Raw genomic sequence first — 20154 nt, forward strand, 5'->3', positions numbered from 1 at the left:
GTCCTGTTTGTCCTGTTTGTCCTGTTTGTCCTGTTTGTCCTGTTTGTCCTGTTTGTCCTGTTTGTCCTGTTTGTCCTGTTTGTCCTGTTTGTCCTGTTTGTCCTGTTTGTCGTGCTTATCTGGTTTACCTGGTTTACCTGGTTTACCTGGTTTATCTTGTTTGTCCTGTTTGTCTTGTTTGTCGTGCTTGTCTTGTTTGTCTTGTTTGTCCTGTTTGTCTTGTTTGTCTTGTTTGTCCTGTTTGTCTTGTTTGTCCTGTTTGTCTTGTTTGTCCTGTTTGTCCTGTTTGTCTTGTTTGTCCTGTTTGTCCTGTTTGTCCTGTTTGTCTTGCTTATCTGGTTTATCTGGTTTACCTGGTTTACCTGGTTTATCTTGTTTGTCCTGTTTGTCCTGTTTGTCCTGTTTGTCCTGTTTGTCCTGTTTGTCCTGTTTGTCTTGTTTGTCCTGTTTGTCCTGTTTGTCCTGTTTGTCTTGTTTGTCCTGTTTGTCCTGTTTGTCCTGTTTGTCCTGTTTGTCTTGTTTGTCGTGCTTGTCCTGCTTATTTTCTATTTCCTGCTGTTCTAGTTCAAATTTGTCAGAGTCTAATTCAGAGCGCTCGTCTTTTTTATAGCTTGTTATTCTATAAATCTTTATTTTGCTTTGTTTTCTATGTTTTGGCATAGGAATCCCCTTTCGAATTGTGTTATTTTATTTTATTCTATGTAATTTAGTAGAGTCTGCTTGGACAATAGATAGAAGAGTGTGTTCAAGAGAGGTTTATTTTTTTACTGGATTTTCAAGCTGAAAAAATTTTTTAGTGTTTTTTTATTTTAAATACAACTAGACAACTAAACACTAATCTATTTTCATACAGTTATGTGTTAAAAGTGTGTTGTTTTATAACACACTGTGTGTTATTTTGGGGGACACACTAATTGAAAGCGTTAACACACAAAGAAAATGCTCGAAAAAGCGCTGATTTTAGTGATTTTAAAAAGTTGGCACGCTAATTGCATTAATAAATAGCGTAAAGAAAAATAAATAACATAAACTTTTTATACTACACAAGGGGGATTTTCAAATGAATATTTTATTATGTTGCTCAGCAGGGATGTCTACAAGTTTACTAGTTACAAAAATGGAAGCGGCTGCAAAAGCTCGCGGTTTAGAAGGAAAGATTTGGGCTGTATCTGGGGATGCAGTAAAAAACAATATCGATCAAGCAGATGTACTATTATTAGGACCACAAGTTCGTTACATGCTCTCTTCAATGAAAACGCTTGCTGATGAGAAAAACGTTGGAATTGATGTTATTAATCCAATGCACTACGGCATGATGAATGGAGAAGCAGTTTTAGATCACGCACTAACACTTAAAAAATAATTAGGGGGGAAGCGAAATGCAAAAATTTATTGCATTTATGGAGAAATATTTAGTTCCAGTCGCAGGAAGAATCGGATCGCAGCGTCATTTAGTTGCAATCCGTGATGGTTTTATCGCAGTTATGCCTCTTATTTTAGTTGGATCGTTTGCAGTACTTATAAATAATCTACCAGTTGATGCATTCCAAAAACTTATGAAGGGTGCATTTGGGGATGTTTGGAAAGATATCGGCGGTGGTATGTGGACAGGGTCCTTTGCAATATTAGCTCTCATAGCCGCAGTTGGAATAAGTTATAATTTAGCGAAATCTTACGGTGTAGACGCGTTGTCAGCAGCAATTATTACATTCGGTGCATTAATTATTATATCTCCGACAACGCCAAAAGAAGGCGGTATTGATTTAGCTTGGACAGGATCACAAGGTTTATTCGTTTCTATCATTGTAGCTCTTCTTGTAACCGAGGTATTCAGGTTCTTTGTTCAAAGAGATATTACAATTAAGATGCCAGATGGTGTTCCACCAGCAGTAATGAAATCCTTCGCAGCATTAGTTCCAGCATTCGTTATTTTAATCGCAACAGCAAGTATTCAATTAGCTGTGAAATTAGCGGGAACAAGTATTCATAAAATCGTATTTGAAACAATTCAATTACCATTACAAGGTTTAGCAGGTACGTTACCAAGTGCAATTATTATCGCATTACTAATTCACGTATTATGGTTCTTCGGATTACATGGTCCTAATATTATCGGTGGTATTATCGACCCAATCTATTTACCAGCACTAGAAAAGAACATTAAATTATTTAACGATGGTATGTCTGCATATGATGTACCGCACATTTTCACAAAGCCATTCTTTGATGTATACGTATATATCGGTGGATCAGGTGCAACATTAGCATTCTTAGTAGCGGTAATGCTTGTTGCAAAAAGTGCGCAACTTCGTGGTGTAGGTCGCGTATCTATCGGTCCTGGTTTCTTCAATATTAACGAACCAGTTATTTTCGGTACACCAATTGTATTAAACCCAGCGTTAATCATTCCATTCGTACTTACACCAGTTGTATTAGTAATTACTTCTTATACAGCAATTTCTTTAGGATGGGTACCAAAAACAGTTGCTTTAGTTCCATGGACAATGCCACCAATCTTTAGTGGTTATCTTGTAGCGGGCGGAAGTATTGCTGGTGCTGTACTACAGCTTGTAAACTTTGCAATTGCGGTAGTTATTTACTATCCATTCGTATTAATGTGTGACCGTACGTATGTACAGGCTGCGAAAGCTGAAACAAAAGGAAACGACAATTCAGTATCACTTTAAAAAGTGTTGTTCTGACGAGTTTGTATAGCTCGTCAGAACAATTACCTTTATATCATGTTCAAAAAGATGAAAAACATCTATAAGAACACCAAACTATCATTCATAAAATAATAATTTAATAGACATGTTCAAACTGAAGGGGTATTTAAATCGGTTGAACCATAATAGAGAGGGCGGTAATTATGATGACTACAGCAGAACAAATTCCATTCCAATTGATTTTAAATAGTGGTAATGCAAGAAGCTTTGCAATGGAGGCACTTCAATTTGCCAAACAGGGGAAAATGGCAGAAGCAGATGAAGCGATGGTAAAGGCGAAAGAAGCGATTAATGAAGCGCATCATTTCCAAACAGAGCTCATACAATCAGAAGCAAGAGGAGAAAAAACAGAGATTAGTGTTCTTTTAATCCATGCACAAGATCATTTAATGAATGCGATTACAGTAAAAGAATTAGCAGCAGAGTTTATCGATCTTTATAAAAAGCTTGAAGCGAAAGGGGAATAAAGCATGACTGGAATTAAAATTGCTACAATCGGTGGTGGATCTAGTTATACACCAGAGTTAATTGAAGGATTTATTAAACGTTATGATGAGCTTCCTGTTCGTGAAATTTGGTTAGTAGATATTGAGGCAGGAAAAGAAAAGTTAGAAATCGTTGGTAACTTAGCGAAACGTATGGTGAAAAAATCAGGTTTACCAATCGAAGTGCATTTAACACTTGATCGCCGCGAGGCATTAAAAGGTGCTGACTTCGTAACAACACAGCTTCGCGTCGGTTTATTAGAAGCACGTGCAAAAGATGAAGCAATTCCGTTAAAATATGATGTAATCGGTCAGGAAACGAATGGTCCTGGTGGTTTATTTAAAGCGCTGAGAACGATTCCTGTTATTTTAGATATTTGTAAAGATATGGAGGAACTTTGTCCAAATGCATGGTTAATTAACTTTGCTAACCCAGCTGGTATGGTAACAGAAGCTGTCCTTCGCTATACAAATATTCAAAGAGTAGTTGGTCTATGTAACGTTCCAATCGGAATTCGCATGGGTCTTGCGAGATTACTTGAAGTAGATGCAAGTCGTGTACATGTTGATTTCGCAGGTTTAAACCATATGGTATACGGATTAGATGTATATTTAGATGGCGTAAGTGTAATGGATCGAGTGTTAGAGCTTGTAACAGATCCAGAAAAGCAAATTACGATGGAAAATATCGCTGCTCTTAATTGGGAGCCAGACTTTATTCGCGGTCTTCGCGCAATTCCATGTCCATATCATCGTTATTACTACAAAACACGTGAAATGTTAGAAGAAGAGAAAGAAGCTTCAATTGAAAAAGGTACACGTGCAGAAGTAGTAAAACAATTAGAAGATGATTTATTCGAGTTATATAAAGACCCGAATTTAGATATTAAGCCACCACAATTAGAAAAACGTGGCGGAGCTTATTACAGTGATGCAGCATGTAGCTTAATTACGTCTATTTACAATAATAAAGGTGATATCCAGCCTGTTAATACAAGAAACAACGGAACAATTGCAAGTTTACCACATGATTCTGCTGTTGAAGTGAACTGTATTATTACGAAAGAAGGCCCAAAACCAATTGCGGTCGGAGATCTTCCAGTACCAGTTCGCGGTTTAGTACAGCAAATTAAATCATTTGAGCGCACAACAATTGAAGCTGCTGTTACAGGGGATTATCATAAGGCGCTGCTTGCTATGACAATTAATCCACTTGTACCGTCAGATAAAGTTGCAAAACAAATTTTAGATGAAATGTTGGAAGCACATAAAGAATATCTTCCACAGTTCTTTAAAAAGGTAGAGAAGTAAAAAGCGGCGCTATTTAGCCCGCTTTTTTTATTCTAATAGGAGGTATTATGATGATTAAGTTGATTGTAAATGCAGATGATTTCGGTCTTACAGAAGGTACAAATTACGGTATTATTGATGGACATATAAATGGACTTGTAAACTCAACGACAATGATGATGAATATGCCAGGAACAGAGCATGCCGTACGCTTAGCGAAAGATTATAAAACGTTAGGAGTAGGTGTGCATCTCGTATTAACGGCAGGAGAACCACTTTTAAAGGATGTACCATCCCTTGTAGGGAAAGATGGGGCGTTCCATAAACAACGTATTGTAAGGGAAGGGAATATAAATCCTGAAGAAGTTGAGAGAGAATGGACTGCTCAAATTGAGAAATTTTTATCTTACGGATTAACACCAACTCATTTAGATAGTCATCATCATGTGCATGGATTAAAGGTTTTACACGATGTTCTTGAGATGTTAGCAAGTAAATATAACGTTCCGATTCGTCGTTGTGAGGAAGATAGAGCAGTGCGCCCATTTTCTGATGTGTTTTATAGCGATTTTTACGCGGATGGTGTGACGGAAGATTACTTTTCCAAGTTAAAAGGAAGAGTGAAGGATGAACAAACGATAGAAATTATGGTACATCCAGCGTATATTGATCCAGAGCTTGTGAAACGTTCTTCTTACGTAATGGATCGTGTGAAAGAATTGCGTATTTTAACGGAGAGTGAGTTACCTGAAGGAATAGAGCTTATGAAGTTTTAATAGGAAAACGACGGCTAAGTGGCCGTCGTTTTTTATATTTATAAAATAGATATAACATATCCACCAAAAGCCCCGAGTATAACGATAATCCAAGGCGGTGTTTTCCAAAAAGTTAGTAAGCCAAAAAGAAGAGATGCAAAGACAAAATCTGAAGCATTCATAATTGTACTCGTCCAAATTGGATCGTAAAAAGCGGCAATTAAAATACCGACAACTGCGGCGTTAACACCGAGTAATGCGCCTTGTATAGCGGGTACCTTTCTTACACTGTCCCAAAATGGTAAAACACCAATAACGAGCAAAAAGGCAGGAAGGAAGATAGCGATTGTTGCGATTACTGCTCCAGTGGTTCCGTTTAGCACTGCCCCTATATAAGAAGCAAATGTAAAGAGAGGTCCTGGCACCGCTTGTGTTAATCCGTATCCAGCTAAAAATTGTTCTTTTGTCATCAGCCCGTTCTGTACAAACTCACTCTCAAGAAGAGGGAGTACGACGTGCCCTCCGCCAAATACGAGAGAACCAGAACGGTAAAAGCTATCAAATAATGCGATATGAGGAGAGAGCGGTCGTAGTATTGGTAGCAATAGTAATAGTCCGAAAAATAAAATGAGACAAGAACTAGCCATCGTTTTTGAAATAGAAATTTGTATTTTATAGACTTGGGCGTTTTGAGGAGTTTTATATAAAAGCCAGCCGATCAGCCCTGAAAGTAAAATGAGAATGATTTGTGTCCAGCTACTTGGCCATAACAAGGCAATCGCGGCAGTTACAATGGCGATTGTTGCACGGTTTCGGTCCGGAGTTAGCTTTTGAGCCATTCCCCATATTGCATGAGCGACAATTGCGACTGCTACAAGTTTGAGTCCATGAATCCATCCTGTACTTCCAATTTCGAATTGATTAAGGAATGAAGCAAAAAAGACTAAAACGAGAACAGAGGGGAGGGTGAAACCAATCCAAGAGATAATTGCTCCTAATAGCCCGCCCCTTAATAATCCAACGCCCATACCGACTTGACTACTAGCGGGACCAGGAAGGAATTGACACAGTGCTACTAAGTCTCCGTAACTTTTTTCATCCATCCATTTTCTTTTTTGCACGTATTCATGATGAAAATAACCAAGATGAGCGACGGGACCGCCGAATGAAGTAAGTCCTAATTTAAATGAGACGAGAAAAATCTCGACTAATAATCGAAAAGAGTAGTTGTTATTTTTCAAAGTAACCTCCTAGAAAGTTTTTTCTATGTGCATTATACAAGAGGTGGTAAAGCAAAAGAAATGATTCTTATGTAAAGATTTTGTGAATCTTTTCTTCGTAATTAAAAGTTGAAAAAGTCATAAATGATTATGTGTAAACCATAAAGTAGTAAAAGAAGTGCTGGGAAATTGATATAAGGAGAATGCCCTATGACAACACACTTTTTTGCTAGGTTAACAGGGAAGAGGGAATTGCCTCCTGTAAATACAGAAGCTTTTGGGGTAGCAGAGTTTATTTTTAGTGATGATTTAACGAAGTTGCATTACAGGGTAATATTAAAAAATATAGAAAAGGTCACGTCGTGTCAAATTCATTTAGGGACGTCCAGTCAAATTGGTCCCGTTGTTTTCTATTTATACGGTCCGCTAGAGCAAGGGATTAGTTTGAATGAGGGAAGCATTACTGGTGCCGTAAATGTGGAGGAATTCGAAGGGCCTTTACAAGGAAAATCCCTTGTTCATTTTCTCCAAGAAATTATTCAAGCTAATGTATATGTAAATGTTCATACGAAATCACATAAAAAAGGAGAAATAAGAGGGCGGATTAGAAAGGTAAAGAAGTAAATGAAAAGGCTGTTCCAAAAAATTGGAACAGCCTTTTCGAATTAGATAGGATGATGTGTATTGACGATACATTCATATATTTTGAAAATCGTCGATATAAATTTATCCTGCATTAACTGCCCGTAAAAGCCTTCACTTTATTCGAAGGAGTGTCGCTAAAGGTTACTTGTTTAACTTTTAACAGGCTGATTTTTAATAAAGAAGTCCATGATATAAAATACTTCATCATCTGGTATTTGTATTTCAAATGTATTTTCAATTGGTTGTAATGCTTTTTTCACTTTCATATACATCCAGTACTCATCTTGTCTTCTTTTTTCTTTATCAGGATGAGGAAGAAGTTTTTCTCCTTTTTGAAGACGATCAACCATACAGCTCATATGCAAAATAACACCCATTAAGCTATCAGGAGTTAGCTGCAAGGAAATTAATTCTTGAATTGTATTTAGTGCATAACGAATTGTTTTAATTAGTAATGCCCCGTCGTTACGCTGCATTTGTTGTTCAAGAATATCGGCCATTTTCGCATATGTTTCTTCATACGTAATTAATTCTTGAATTGGCTGAATCGCTGTGTAGTTCACAATATCTTGGAAATGATATGTTAAACATGGAACTTGCACATCGAAATTTGTAACGATACAAATGATATTACGCTCTTTTTTTATGTTCTCAATCATTTTCGTTAAATCTTTTTCATGGACGATACTAATTGGAATAATTTCAATTAAGTCTTTATCAAATCGTAAATAGTTCTCTAACATTTTTTGAATAGCTAAGGCACTTCCTTCACCAGTTAAACAAGCTGTTAAAATAACAGACTTCATTGGTGATAGTGGCTTTTTCTTTTCTTCTTGTACGTTTAAATAGAACGGCGTTAAGTTCTTTACTGTTTCATATAGTGCATCTAATGAATAGCCGAGCTGAGCTTTTCGAGCTGCTTCTAGTGCGTGTGGAGTACTTGTCATGGAAAGGACACGTACAGGAATTTTGAATTCAGTTTCTAATATATCACCGATATAGGCAAGAGACCCCATATCAACAAGTAAGAGAAGCCCGTTTACATTTTGAAGTGTTTTCATATACACTTTAACCCGTTCTAAAAAATCTTTCGGTGATTCATGTAGCGGCATATCAATACCGGTCACTTCATCAATACCGAGGAGTTCATTTGCAACGTTTGCCATTTCTGTTGCGATGCCATTACCGTGCGCTAATATTAATACTTTTACTTCTGTTTGGGAAGCAGGAATTGGATCAACAACGAAGAACATTGTTAAGAAGCCAGCTTCATCCATGGGCATGGTTATTTGTAATTCTTCTTCCAGTAGTTGAATGCATTGCATAGCTACGGAAAAAGCTTCTTTATATTTCGTACGAATTTGATTCAATTGTGGGTGATGAATTTGCTTCCCGCTTTGTAAACGTTGTAGAGTTGTCTGTACATGTAAACTTAATGCGAGAAAGACTTTTTCATCAAACGTCTTAGATAAATGTTTTTCAGCGAGCTCCGCAATTTTTTCACATACGGAAACGATGTTACGATCAACAATTTTAAAAACATTTTCATGACTTGTCTTTTTGGACATTTGGTTAAAATATTGTACGAAAAAGCTTTGAATATCATTTTCTATTAGTAATTCTAATTCTTCCTCTTCAATACCGCGTGCTTGAAGTTCTTCATATTTATAATCAATATAGTCGTAAATAGAAGACCGTTTTTCATCTTCTGCTTTATGTTTACTCCAACCTTCATCTCCCGTAAATACAAATGTTTCATTTGGTATTTGGTATAGATGACGGCTCTTTCTTTCAATAAATAGCCCTTCTTTCATATACCAAGGTAAATCTGTACTTGAAACATAGACAGAATCACGTTTCTTTGTTACAAAATCAGAATAAGCTTTCGCACAGGCGATTTGTACATCTGTTTTTAATTGACCGATGTTATTGGGACAATTGTAAAAGACGAAAGCACGCATTGCGTTCGGGCTAACATGAATTTCTTTCCTTAGCCGAATTGCTTCATTTGTGAAAAATAGTTGTAGTAAAGCAAAGCGTTCTTTATGTGTACGCTCACGAAGTGGTGGAAGCGTGACAGTCATCGGTATACGTCTTGTAAATGTTTTTAATAAAAATGAATTTGGTTCTTCTGTTGTTGCAGTAATGATTAATACTTGTGCTTTACGCTCGTTTTCTGTTTCTCCTAGGCGGCGATATACTCCGCGGTCAATAAAAGTGAAGAGCATTTCCTGTCCTTCTGGAGGAAGGCGGTGTACTTCATCTAAGAAAAGAATTCCTTCATGTGCTTTTTCAATTAACCCTTTTTGATCATTCGCACCTGTGTAAGCTCCTTTTTTGATCCCAAATAACTGTCCAAGTAGTAGCTGTGGATTGTTTGCATAATCAGCACAGTTAAAGACGATAAATGGTGCCTTTTTTGGAAGCTGCTCAACTTCAATTGCATATTCGTGCATTAAAGAAGCAAACATAGATTTTCCGACTCCTGTTTCTCCTAGCAGTAAAGTATGCATACCGTTTGGAGGATAGAGAATAGAAGCTTTCGCCTTTTCAATTGCGATTTTAAGGCTCGTATTTTCAATTGCAAATGTATCTAGTGAAGTCACGTCTTTTGAATGCGTTTCCAACGAAGTGTTCGTTTCTATATAAAAACGAACAGGGCGCGTATTTGTTTTTAATAAACGTTTATCTTTTACAAGTTTGTTTAAATCGCTACTTACATTGGCACGATCTAGTTGTAGAAGGGTAGCGAGTTCTAATGCGGTTATACCTTCTGTATAATTTCCTTCTTGTATTGCGTTAAAAATGAGATCTATTCGTTTCATTTCTATTCACCTCGAAACTTCATCACTATTTAAAATTTTACACAAAAATGAGAAGGGTGGGAAGAGAAAAATAAAACAGCTTTAGCATATAGGCACTAAAGCTGTTACAATCTTGTGTCTTTCCAAAAATTAACTTCGAGATGGGAAGAGGGATTATAAGGAAGAAGTTTGTATCCTTGTGACTGTAAATAATCGATTACTTTTGGCAGTATTTGTACAGTGACACTTGAATCATGCATTAAAATAACTTCGACTTGTTCATCACTTTGATTACGTACTCTTTCTAGTATGGCAGAAGGATTGTCATAGCTTTTCCAATCATATGTATCAATTGTCCAATCCCACATTTTATATCGAGCTGATACAAGAGCATCACGATAATTCTTTTTTAAGTAAGGCATGCTACCGTATGGGACGCGGACGAGGTGTGTATTTAATTTTGTAACTTGCTGGACAATGTTTTGAGTTTGTTCCATTTCTGTAATTAAAGTGGAAGGATCGCCAGTATAAAGGCGTTTTACATCGTGTGACATACTATGAAGTCCAATATAATGTCCGTCTTTAATTAATCGCTGCATCGTCTTTTGGTAATGCGGTACTTTTCCGCCAATAACAAAGAAGGTTGCTTTTCCATTCTTTTCTTTTAAAATGTTTAAAATTTGCATCGTATATTTGTTTGGTCCGTCATCAAATGTTAAATACGCAATCTTTTGTGTAGGAGAGGTCGTTTCAGCATTTGGATGATGTTCAGCAGGAATAATTGTAGTTGCTTCAGGATTAGATGACGTGTATATAGTAATTGTGAAAAATAAAATGATACATTGAAATACTCGCTTGATCATAACATTCACCCTCAGTTTGACAATCAAGATGTAAAAAATAAAATTTGATACTTTTTTTATTATGTATATCTTTCTCCAATAAAGGGACTCTCAAACAATCTATATTTTGGAAATGTCAAATAAGGAGTAAAAAAATAAAAAATAGCATCCTCTTCAAAGAAAGAGGATGCTATTTGAATATTTCATAATTGTAAAGGCTATACTACAATTAGTCTTCGCGTTTTTTCATTTTTTTATAGAAGGAAATAATTGGTTTGTAACGTTCGTGTACAAGGCCGATTATTTCAGCAATGATTTCTGTGAAGAAGATTAAAATGAAAAGAAGAATAATGGATAACCATAATGTTGCACTAGTGAAAATAATGGCATTTACACTAAAGAAGATACCGAATGCGTATATAATTAGTACCGTTTTACGATGAGAGAATCCCATTGCAAGCAAACGGTGATGTAAATGCGATTTATCTGGTGCTGAAATAGGTTTTTTATTTACGATACGGCGGATAATTGCGAATGCCGTATCAAATACAGGTACACCTAAAATGATAACTGGAACGATGAAGCTGAATAACGTTACACTTTTGTATAATCCAAGTAACGATATGACAGAAATACAGTATCCTAAAAATAATGCTCCTGTATCTCCCATGAAAATTTTTGCTGGATGGAAGTTATAGAATAAAAATCCAAGTGTACTTGCAAGTGCAATTAGTGCTAGAGGCAAAATGATAGCTGTTCCAGTACCCCATGGGCTAGTGAAGGCCATATATGCCAGCGTTGCAAGTACGATAGATGAAATTCCAGCGGACAATCCATCTAATCCGTCAATTAAGTTGATTGCATTTGTAATACCTACAATCCAAAACACTGTAATTGGATAAGCAAGCCATCCAAGTTCAGTATCCCCGAGGATTGGAATATATAATACTTGCACTAATAATCCACTTTTTACAATCATAGCTGCAACTAATAGTTGTCCACCGAATTTTACCTTCGCAGATAGTTCGTACATATCATCTAAAATCCCGATGATTACAATGATAATCGCACCTAATGTTATCGATAACATTCTTTGTTCATATAACCCGCCAACAACAAATCCTACAGCTACACCGATAAATATTGCTAATCCGCCAAGACGAGGCATAATCTTTTGGTGTACTTTACGCGCATTTGGCTTATCTGTTGCTCCTATTTTAAAAGCTAATTTAATAACTAAAGGAGTAACGACGAGTACAGTGATGAAAGATGCCAAAATGGCATAAATCACTTGTGAGTCCATTAATACCCCACCTTTTTATAGTCTAACATAATTTTTTAGTTTATTTATCTGAAAATTATGATGTTTATTTGCAGGCTCATAACATATGGTATCACAAAAAGATTAGAATTCAATCTTTTTTTCTTTTTGTAGTAAGTGGAAGTGAATAGAAGATATGACAATTGTATATGGAATGTTAGCTCATTTAAGAAGGTTGCGTTTGTTGGTATTTATAATAGACCATTTTCGCGCCTCTCCTATAGTGAGTATTTTTATTTCAGTATTATAAGTGTTACACGTAGAAATGAGTAAGTCTCGTGTTAAAATATGGTAATTTATATTCTCTTATGTAATTTTACAAAAACTTAAAAAAGTATGGAAAAGGTAGTTCATATAATAGAGAAGTAAAATGTTTTCTCATTTTTAATATGAGAGGAGGAAGCACAGGGGAATTCTATGTATTCGTATATTTTCTATTGTATATTCCTGTGCGAAGGGGAAATGAAAATTACGATAATTGGTACTGGATATGTTGGATTAATTACAGGAGTAGGTTTGGCAAAACTGGGACATTCGGTCACATGTTTTGATATAGATTATGAAAAAATTGAACGGATAAAACAAGGGGATTTACCTATTTATGAATGTGGCTTACATGAATTAATACATGATGCGTATAAGTGTGCAAAGTTAACTTTTACAACAAGTAAATTAAAAGCTTTTAAAAATGCTGAATTTATATTTATTGCGGTTGGAACACCATCATTAGCAAATGGGAGAGCTGATTTAACGTATATTAAGCGTGCGTGTGAGGATATTGGGACATACGTGCATAACGATATTATTGTTGTTACGAAAAGTACAGTTCCTGTAGGTACAAATGAAGCGATGCAGGGATGGATTGAGGCGAAGTTACAAGGGAGGCACAAATTACATGTCGTATCGAATCCAGAGTTTTTACGAGAAGGTTCCGGTATTTATGATTTCTTCCATGGTGATCGTATTGTAATTGGAGCGGATGATGAGAAAGTTGCACGGAAAGTAGAGGATTTGTACAGCGCATTATGCTTGCAAACGTATATTACAGATATTAAGAGTGCAGAGATGATTAAATACGCGTCTAATGCATTCTTGGCTACAAAAATTAGCTTTATTAATGAAATTTCAAATATATGTGAGAAGGTAGGAGCAAATGTATTAGATGTAGCAAAAGGAATGGGGATGGATAAGAGAATTGGTACCCATTTTTTACAGGCGGGCATTGGATATGGGGGATCGTGTTTTCCGAAAGATACGAAAGCACTTGTACAAATGGCAGGAAATGTTTCTCATGATTTTCGTTTGTTAAAAGCGGTCATTGAAGTGAATAATAAGCAGCAGTTGTTATTAGTTGAAAAAGCGAAAAAAGTAATAAATATGAATAAGAAACGGGTTGCAGTTCTTGGAGCAGCATTTAAACCGAATACAGACGATATTAGAGAAGCACCATCTCTTATTATCATACAAGAATTGATTAATATAGGTGCGGATGTAGTTGTATACGATCCGAAAGCAATTCAGCATGTACAACAAACATTTGGAAAGACGATACAATATGCTGAATGTATAGATGAATCGATTAGAGGCGCGAGTGCAGTTTTTATCGTAACGGAATGGGAATCTATTCGAACATATCCATTAGAAAAGTATGTACAACTTATGGGGGAGGCTATTCTATTTGATGGGAGAAATTGTTATACTAATGAGGATGCTAGAAAGCAAGGGATAGATTACTACTCAGTGGGACGAAAGAATGTTTGTAATAATCATGTTGCTACTATTCGATAAAAAGAGCAAGTTCCTTGTTTATTCTTATACGTCATAATAGAAACTGTAACTAGTGAGAGAAAAGAGGCAATAAAATGACTGAACGTTTAAAAGTAATGACAATTTTCGGGACACGTCCAGAAGCAATTAAAATGGCACCTCTTGTATTAGAGTTGCAAAAGCATCCAGAAAAAATCGAATCAATTGTGACTGTAACAGCACAACATCGTCAAATGTTAGATCAAGTATTAAGCATCTTTGGAATTACGCCAGATTTCGATTTGAATATTATGAAAGATCGTCAAACTTTAATTGATATTACAACGCGCGGTTTAGAAGGTTTAGACAAAGTAATGAAAGAAGCAAAGCCTGATATCGTCCTTGTGCATGGTGATACAACAACAACATTTATTGCTAGCTTAGCTGCTTTTTATAATCAAATTCCAGTAGGTCATGTTGAAGCTGGACTTCGTACATGGGATAAGTATTCTCCATATCCAGAAGAGATGAATCGTCAATTAACAGGTGTAATGGCAGACCTTCATTTCTCACCGACAGCGAAATCAGCAACGAACTTACAGAGAGAAAATAAAGATGAGTCACGCATTTTCATAACAGGAAATACAGCGATTGACGCACTGAAAACGACTGTAAAAGAAACATACAGTCATCCGGTACTAGAGAAACTTGGAAATGATCGCCTTGTACTGATGACAGCGCATCGCCGTGAAAACTTAGGTGAACCAATGCGTAATATGTTCCGTGCAATTAAGCGCCTTGTTGATAAACATGAAGATGTGCAAGTCGTGTACCCTGTTCACATGAACCCTGTTGTTCGTGAAACAGCAAATGATATTTTAGGAGAACATAGCCGTATTCATTTAATCGAGCCGCTAGATGTAATTGATTTCCATAATGTTGCAGCTCGTTCATACTTAATGTTAACTGATTCTGGCGGTGTTCAAGAAGAAGCACCATCACTTGGCGTGCCAGTTCTTGTTCTACGTGATACAACAGAGCGCCCAGAAGGTATTGAAGCAGGTACGTTAAAATTAGCAGGAACAGATGAAGAGACAATCTTTAATCTTGCTGATGAGTTACTATCTGATAAAGAAGCTCATGATAAGATGGCGCAAGCATCTAACCCTTACGGTGATGGTCGTGCATCAGAGCGTATTGTTGAATCAATTTTACAACACTTTAATAAGTAAATAAAAAAGAGCCAAATCGTATAAGATTTGGCTCTTTTTGTTATTCCTGATTTCTCATAATCCACTCTGCATGAGCATTTGTGGAAGGGGGCGGCTCAGTTGGTGTTTTGTTCGGGTTTGTTTCTTTCTTTGCTTTTTCGTTAGAGTTTGAGTCAGGATTTGATGAATCGGTTTTTGTATTTGGATTTGTTGGAGTTTTTGCTTTTTCTCCTAGTTCTTTTTCTATTTCATTACGTACCGTCTCTACACCGATTGGATCCGGAAGGAAGTAATAAATACCGCCTATTTTTTTGTCTTCTCCTTCAAGTTTTAACGTTTGTATTGTAGAAGGATCAAAACCAGAAAGTTTATTGTAAAGAGCAAGTCCGTCTGAAATAGGAATGTCGGTTTTTATATATTTTCCAACGACAGTCGTTAAATCTTTAATTTTAAATACAGTAGAGGCAGAATTCAGTTTTTGAGCAACAGCGGCTAGCAATTGTCTTTGTCTAGCGGCTCGGCCATAATCGCCGTTTGGATCCTGCTTTCGCATACGGACGTAAGCGAGTGCTTCTTCCCCATTTAAGTTTTGTTGCCCTTGCTTAAATTGGATTTTTTTGTAGTAATCCACGTCAGAGCGCTCCCAAAAATCGAAAGGGACATCAACGGTAACACCGCCAACAGCATCAACGATACCTTTAAAGCCTTGGAAATCAATTTTAATATAATGGTCTACAGGAACTTTTAGAAAACCTTCGACAGTTTTGATTGCCATTTGTTCTCCACCATAAGCATGCGCAGCGTTAATCTTATCTTCTTTGTCCTTTCCAACAATTGGAACGCGACTATCTCGAGGAATACTCATAAGTGAAATCCTTTGAGTTTTCGGATTGACTGTCGCAAACATTAATGAGTCTGTACGCCCATTTTGACCATCTGTTGCATAATCTTCTATACCCATAATGAGGATTGTAAAAGGTTGCTTTGTAATTTCTACATCTTTAGTTCTTAAATCTGATTTTTCACGACTAAATCCACTATACATCCCCATAAGAGAAGTGTAGGAATTTAATATATAGACTCCTACACTACCAAATAAAAATGCGAAAATAAAGAAGTAGAAAAGTTTTCTTCTTCGCTTCTTTTTTATTCTGCGATTTTGGAGATGATGATAACGTTCTTCCATATATAATCTCCTTAGTTCATTGTAGAGAAGTTCTTCACCACATTAATCTTTAAAGGTGATAATTTCATTATTCTTAGATAAGATCTTGCTCTAAGTACAACATATCTCCTTCTGTAATTGTACATTTCCCATTTGTTAATTCAATCATCCAATCTGTGAATGCTTGTTTTCCATCTTCTTCTACAAACGTATCGAATGTGACATTTTCTAAATAATGTATATCTTTAATGACATATTTTGAATTGCGTAATTCATTTTCTAGCTTGCCAAGTAAAGTGTAATCAATCTCGGTTTGTATAACCCGCACTAGTTTTCGTTCGACAATGCCGACGTGATTAATACCTTCGCTTGTACATTTTCCGTATGCGCGAATTAATCCACCTGCACCGAGTTTAATGCCACCAAAATAGCGTGTAACGACAACAACAGTATCTTTTAAACCGCGTTTTTTTAATACCTCTAACATAGGTACACCAGCTGTGCCGCTCGGTTCACCGTCATCGTTCGCTTTTTGAATTTGATCTTGTTCGCCAATTAAATACGCTGAACAGTTATGTGTTGCATTCCAATGCTGTTTTTTTATTTTTTGTATAAACGCTTGCGCTTCTTCTTCAGTTGTAGCTCTATTTACATAACAAATAAATCTTGATTTTTGAATGACAATTTCGTGTTCGCCATAGTCTTTTATTGTTAAATATTGTAATAACAATGGTATACGCCCCTATCTGTCAAAATGACTAGTACTTTACATTTTAAAAGCGGGCGTTTTTATATTCAAACATTTTTTATAAATAAGCTGAAATTTTTGATGAGTATTTTATCTTTTTGTTGTAATTTGTCGAGATGCTGAGTATAATTTTCAACCGGTATTTTTATGTATGGATGCACCTTTTTTAGTTTTCGTGTAAAATTAGGGGATAAAAATTTTTTATAAGGCAGGTACGAGAATGAAAACAGCTATTGTTACTGATAGTACAGCATATATACCGAAGCATATTCGTGACGAACTAAATATATATATGATTCCATTAAACGTTGTATTTGGAACAGAATCTTATCAAGAAGAAGCTGAAATTTCAGTAGATGATTTTTATGTAAAAGTACGTGAGCAGGAAGAACTTCCGAAAACTTCGCAGCCAGCGATTGGAAAGTTTTTAGAGTTATACGAAGAATTATCTAAAGAATATGATGCAGTTATTAGTATTCATCTTTCAAGTGGAATTAGTGGTACATACCAAACAGCGACGACAGCTGGACAGATGGTAGAGGGTATTGAAGTATATACGTATGACTCTGAAATTAGTTGTGAAGTACAAGGATTTTATGTACGTGAAGGCGCGAAATTAGCAAGTGAAGGAAAAACACCAGAAGAAATTACCGCTCGTTTTGATGAAATGAAGCAAACGATGGACGCATATTTTGTAGTGGATGATTTACATCATTTACAACGTGGTGGAAGATTAAATAGTGCGCAAGCTTTCATCGGTAGCTTGCTACAAGTGAAGCCAGTTTTATATTTTAGAGAGAAAGTCATTATTCCATTTGAAAAGATTCGTACACGTAAAAAAGCGCTAAAACGTATCGTTGAAATTTTTGATGAACAAGCAAGTAAAGGTGTACCTATGGAAGCAGTTATCATTCATGCGCAACGTGAAGAGGAAGCGAATGAATGGAAGCAAGAATTAGAAGCAAAATATCCTCATGTCGCAATTCGCACGGGTTATTTTGGTGCTGTAATTGGTACGCATTTAGGTGAAGGTGCACTTGGTCTTGGATGGTATACGAAGTAATAAGATAGAAAAGGCTCTCTTTTTGAAGAGGGTTTTTTTACGGAAATGTTACGTATAGTTGACAAGTTAATATTTGGAAATGATAAAATGTACGTAAAATAAAATATGAGGAAAGTTTTATAACTTACTTTTTACAAGAAACTATATTATAATAGAAGAGAGGTGAAACATATGGAGCATAATTCTTGTTTATGTCCAAAGTTTGAGTCAGCTTTTACTTTGCTTAGTAAAAAATGGACTGGCTTAATCATTAAATCTTTGCTAGAAGAGCCAAAACGTTTTAGAGAAATCGCAGATATTATACCGAATATGAGCGATCGTATGTTGTCAGAGCGTTTAAAGGAATTGGAAAGCGAAGGCATTGTAGTTCGTAATGTTTATCCAGAAGTACCAGTTCGAATCGAATATGGCTTAACTGACAAAGGAAAAGCGTTAGAAAGTGTTATGGATGAAGTCCAAAATTGGGCTGAGAAATGGATGAAATAGCGTTTCAATTTCATTTATATTTGCATTTGCATATTTAATAAAACGTAAGGGACACCTTGCGTTTTTTCTTTGTTTATAACATTGAGGAAAAATTAAAAAATTCTACACATACATACAAAAATATACGTATTTTGCGCTAGATACACATATAATATTACATTTGTTTTACAAAAGCGTAACATTGGTAAAAAAAAACCCGAATTATGGTATAAATTTTATAGGTTATATACGGAAAAAAAGAAAAAGAAAGCGGTGTAAAAGATAAAATGAAAAAGCTAAAAATGGCGTCTTGCGCATTAGTTGCAGGGTTAATGTTTTCAGGATTAACACCAAATGCATTTGCAGAAGATAATATTTCTGACGTAAAATCACAAATTAATACACAAAATGACACTTTACATAAACAACAACAAGAACGTGATGAATTACAAAAACAAATGAACGAATTAAATAAAACAATTCAAGGTTTAGATAAGTCTGTTCAAGAAAATGCTTCAAAGCTTGATGAAACAACGAAAAAAGTTGCTGATACTGAGCAATTAATCGAAAAGAAAAATAAAGACATTGCAGAACTACAAACGAAAATTGCAAAACGTGAAGAGTTATTAAGAAAACGTTTAGTTGCGCTTCAAGAACAGCCGAATACGAACGTTGTAACAGAAGTTCTTGTAAACTCTAAAAACGTTGCAGATTTAGTTGATCGTTTAACTTCTGTTTCTAAAATTCTTGAGTCTGACGAAGATATCATGAAAACACAACAAGAAGATCAAGCGAACGTGAAAAAGGATGTTGCAACAGTAAAAGAAAAACAAAAAGAATTAAAAGAAGCACAAGCTCAAATTGAAACTGCTAAGAAAGAACTTGACGCTGAAAAAGCGAAAAAAGAAACAGCAGTAAACGATTTAAGTGGTAAAATGGATACAGTTGTAACGACGATGACAAGTACGGAAGATCAATTGAAAGAGCTTGAAAAACAAGCATTACAATTACAACGTATGGCTGAACAGGAAGCACAAGCAAAAGCTGCACAAGAAGCCGCTGCTCAAAAACAAGCAGAACAAGCTGCTAAAGAAGTGCAAGCGCCTGCTCAACAAGTTGCACCAGCGAACAACGGTGGACAAGCTCAAAAAGAAGAGCCTAAACAAGAAGCACCTAAACAAGAAGCACCTAAACAAGAAACACCTAAACAAGAGAAGAAACAACCAGAGCCAGCTCCAGCTTCAAATGCGGGTGGCGTAATTGGTAAAGCACAACAATACTTAGGTATGCCATATGTTTGGGGAAGTGCATCTCCATCAAAAGGTGGTTTTGATTGTAGTGGATTCATTTCTTACATCTTTGGTGTAGGTCGTCAAGACGTTAACGGTTACTGGAACTCAGTTTCTAAAGTAAGTAGCCCACAACCTGGAGATTTAGTATTCTTCCAAGGTACTTATAAAGCAGGTCCATCTCACATCGGTATTTACGTTGGTAATGGCCAAATGATTCATGCTAGTGATAAAGGAATTGCGTACGGTGATATTAACAGTTCATACAACAAAAAACATTTCTTAGGATACGGTCGATTCTAGGATTTATAAACGAATAAAACACGTGTATAAAGTCGATAGCTTACTATTTTATAAGTAGGTTATCGGCTTTTTTGTG

16 protein-coding genes and 2 pseudogenes are annotated in these 20154 nt (G+C 36.0%); 11 read left to right on the forward strand and 7 right to left on the reverse strand.

Going from position 1 to position 20154, the window contains the following annotated elements; translation table 11 throughout:
* Positions 1-660: pseudogene (locus ACS2MN_RS20025) on the reverse strand (polyamine aminopropyltransferase); the annotation flags it as partial.
* 400 nt (positions 661-1060) lie between these two features.
* Between ACS2MN_RS20025 and ACS2MN_RS20030 the strand changes: the two are divergent.
* The 5 genes from ACS2MN_RS20030 to chbG all read left to right on the forward strand — a co-directional run bounded on the left by ACS2MN_RS20030 (position 1061) and on the right by chbG (position 5277).
* On the forward strand, positions 1061-1363 hold the full coding sequence (locus ACS2MN_RS20030; protein ID WP_001023563.1) for a PTS sugar transporter subunit IIB: 303 nt from the start codon (positions 1061-1063) through the stop codon (positions 1361-1363).
* Positions 1364-1379: 16 nt separating this feature from the next.
* Positions 1380-2687: a PTS cellobiose transporter subunit IIC gene (celB, locus tag ACS2MN_RS20035; RefSeq protein WP_001168852.1), complete on the forward strand. Its 1308-nt coding sequence runs from the start codon at positions 1380-1382 to the stop codon at positions 2685-2687.
* A 182-nt stretch (positions 2688-2869) separates the two neighbouring features.
* Positions 2870-3193: a PTS lactose/cellobiose transporter subunit IIA gene (locus tag ACS2MN_RS20040; RefSeq protein WP_000989050.1), complete on the forward strand. Its 324-nt coding sequence runs from the start codon at positions 2870-2872 to the stop codon at positions 3191-3193.
* A gap of 3 nt (positions 3194-3196) precedes the next feature.
* On the forward strand, positions 3197-4522 hold the full coding sequence (gene celF, locus ACS2MN_RS20045) for a 6-phospho-beta-glucosidase (RefSeq protein ID WP_000145765.1): 1326 nt from the start codon (positions 3197-3199) through the stop codon (positions 4520-4522).
* A gap of 50 nt (positions 4523-4572) precedes the next feature.
* Positions 4573-5277, forward strand: a complete 705-nt coding sequence (gene chbG, locus ACS2MN_RS20050; protein ID WP_098805669.1) for a chitin disaccharide deacetylase — start codon at positions 4573-4575, stop codon at positions 5275-5277.
* 38 nt (positions 5278-5315) lie between these two features.
* Here chbG and ACS2MN_RS20055 read toward each other — a convergent pair whose 3' ends face one another.
* Positions 5316-6497 (reverse strand): chromate transporter, encoded by a 1182-nt coding sequence (locus tag ACS2MN_RS20055; protein ID WP_000794690.1) that lies wholly within the window; start codon positions 6495-6497, stop codon positions 5316-5318.
* A 189-nt stretch (positions 6498-6686) separates the two neighbouring features.
* Between ACS2MN_RS20055 and exsM the strand changes: the two genes are divergently transcribed.
* Positions 6687-7100: an exosporium regulatory protein ExsM gene (gene exsM, locus ACS2MN_RS20060; RefSeq protein ID WP_000207043.1), complete on the forward strand. Its 414-nt coding sequence runs from the start codon at positions 6687-6689 to the stop codon at positions 7098-7100.
* Positions 7101-7270: 170 nt separating this feature from the next.
* Here the strand turns inward: exsM and ACS2MN_RS20065 are convergent, their stop codons facing one another.
* From ACS2MN_RS20065 to ACS2MN_RS20075, 3 genes are all read right to left on the reverse strand, one after another.
* The gene (locus ACS2MN_RS20065; RefSeq protein ID WP_016107249.1) at positions 7271-9946 is read right to left on the reverse strand and encodes a PRD domain-containing protein; all 2676 of its coding nucleotides are present in this window, start codon (positions 9944-9946) and stop codon (positions 7271-7273) included.
* A 104-nt stretch (positions 9947-10050) separates the two neighbouring features.
* Positions 10051-10788, reverse strand: coding sequence for a polysaccharide deacetylase family protein (locus ACS2MN_RS20070; protein ID WP_000597144.1), 738 nt, complete (start codon positions 10786-10788; stop codon positions 10051-10053).
* A 208-nt stretch (positions 10789-10996) separates the two neighbouring features.
* Entirely contained in the window at positions 10997-12070 is a 1074-nt protein-coding gene (locus ACS2MN_RS20075) for a glycosyltransferase family 4 protein (protein WP_000378305.1), read from the reverse strand.
* Positions 12071-12505: 435 nt separating this feature from the next.
* On the opposite strand from ACS2MN_RS20075, the gene ACS2MN_RS20080 reads away from it, so the two are divergent.
* Both ACS2MN_RS20080 and wecB read left to right on the forward strand, forming a co-directional pair.
* Positions 12506-13876: a UDP-glucose dehydrogenase family protein gene (locus tag ACS2MN_RS20080; RefSeq protein WP_000287620.1), complete on the forward strand. Its 1371-nt coding sequence runs from the start codon at positions 12506-12508 to the stop codon at positions 13874-13876.
* A 74-nt stretch (positions 13877-13950) separates the two neighbouring features.
* On the forward strand, positions 13951-15066 hold the full coding sequence (gene wecB / locus ACS2MN_RS20085; RefSeq protein WP_000140136.1) for a non-hydrolyzing UDP-N-acetylglucosamine 2-epimerase: 1116 nt from the start codon (positions 13951-13953) through the stop codon (positions 15064-15066).
* Between the two features lie 40 nt (positions 15067-15106).
* Here the strand turns inward: wecB and ACS2MN_RS20090 are convergent, their stop codons facing one another.
* Positions 15107-16231, reverse strand: a complete 1125-nt coding sequence (locus ACS2MN_RS20090) for an LCP family protein (protein WP_098805668.1) — start codon at positions 16229-16231, stop codon at positions 15107-15109.
* 73 nt (positions 16232-16304) lie between these two features.
* Positions 16305-16940 (reverse strand): YigZ family protein, encoded by a 636-nt coding sequence (locus tag ACS2MN_RS20095; protein WP_000926675.1) that lies wholly within the window; start codon positions 16938-16940, stop codon positions 16305-16307.
* 238 nt (positions 16941-17178) lie between these two features.
* Between ACS2MN_RS20095 and ACS2MN_RS20100 the strand changes: the two genes are divergently transcribed.
* The 3 genes and pseudogenes from ACS2MN_RS20100 to ACS2MN_RS20110 all read left to right on the forward strand — a co-directional run bounded on the left by ACS2MN_RS20100 (position 17179) and on the right by ACS2MN_RS20110 (position 20078).
* Positions 17179-18021: a DegV family protein gene (locus ACS2MN_RS20100; protein ID WP_000844774.1), complete on the forward strand. Its 843-nt coding sequence runs from the start codon at positions 17179-17181 to the stop codon at positions 18019-18021.
* A 171-nt stretch (positions 18022-18192) separates the two neighbouring features.
* Positions 18193-18507, forward strand: coding sequence for a winged helix-turn-helix transcriptional regulator (locus ACS2MN_RS20105; RefSeq protein ID WP_000400852.1), 315 nt, complete (start codon positions 18193-18195; stop codon positions 18505-18507).
* Positions 18508-18667: 160 nt separating this feature from the next.
* A pseudogene (locus tag ACS2MN_RS20110) lies at positions 18668-20078 on the forward strand (C40 family peptidase).
* The last annotated feature ends 76 nt before the right edge of the window (positions 20079-20154 follow it).

Source organism: Bacillus cereus group sp. BceL062, from assembly GCF_051780025.1.
In the GTDB taxonomy this organism is placed as follows: Bacteria; Bacillota; Bacilli; order Bacillales; family Bacillaceae_G; genus Bacillus_A; species Bacillus_A toyonensis.

Bases quoted from the DNA above. Each gene is read 5' to 3' on its own strand.
- ACS2MN_RS20065 (WP_016107249.1), bottom strand. From the start codon at position 9,946: ATGAAACGAATAGATCTCATTTTTAACGCAATACAAGAAGGAAATTAT.
- chbG (WP_098805669.1), top strand. From the start codon at position 4,573: ATGATTAAGTTGATTGTAAATGCAGATGATTTCGGTCTTACAGAAGGT.
- ACS2MN_RS20090 (WP_098805668.1), bottom strand. From the start codon at position 16,231: ATGGAAGAACGTTATCATCATCTCCAAAATCGCAGAATAAAAAAGAAG.
- wecB (WP_000140136.1), top strand. From the start codon at position 13,951: ATGACTGAACGTTTAAAAGTAATGACAATTTTCGGGACACGTCCAGAA.
- ACS2MN_RS20075 (WP_000378305.1), bottom strand. From the start codon at position 12,070: ATGGACTCACAAGTGATTTATGCCATTTTGGCATCTTTCATCACTGTA.
- ACS2MN_RS20030 (WP_001023563.1), top strand. From the start codon at position 1,061: ATGAATATTTTATTATGTTGCTCAGCAGGGATGTCTACAAGTTTACTA.
- ACS2MN_RS20105 (WP_000400852.1), top strand. From the start codon at position 18,193: ATGGAGCATAATTCTTGTTTATGTCCAAAGTTTGAGTCAGCTTTTACT.
- ACS2MN_RS20080 (WP_000287620.1), top strand. From the start codon at position 12,506: ATGTATTCGTATATTTTCTATTGTATATTCCTGTGCGAAGGGGAAATG.
- ACS2MN_RS20100 (WP_000844774.1), top strand. From the start codon at position 17,179: ATGAAAACAGCTATTGTTACTGATAGTACAGCATATATACCGAAGCAT.
- celF (WP_000145765.1), top strand. From the start codon at position 3,197: ATGACTGGAATTAAAATTGCTACAATCGGTGGTGGATCTAGTTATACA.
- celB (WP_001168852.1), top strand. From the start codon at position 1,380: ATGCAAAAATTTATTGCATTTATGGAGAAATATTTAGTTCCAGTCGCA.
- exsM (WP_000207043.1), top strand. From the start codon at position 6,687: ATGACAACACACTTTTTTGCTAGGTTAACAGGGAAGAGGGAATTGCCT.
- ACS2MN_RS20070 (WP_000597144.1), bottom strand. From the start codon at position 10,788: ATGATCAAGCGAGTATTTCAATGTATCATTTTATTTTTCACAATTACT.
- ACS2MN_RS20040 (WP_000989050.1), top strand. From the start codon at position 2,870: ATGATGACTACAGCAGAACAAATTCCATTCCAATTGATTTTAAATAGT.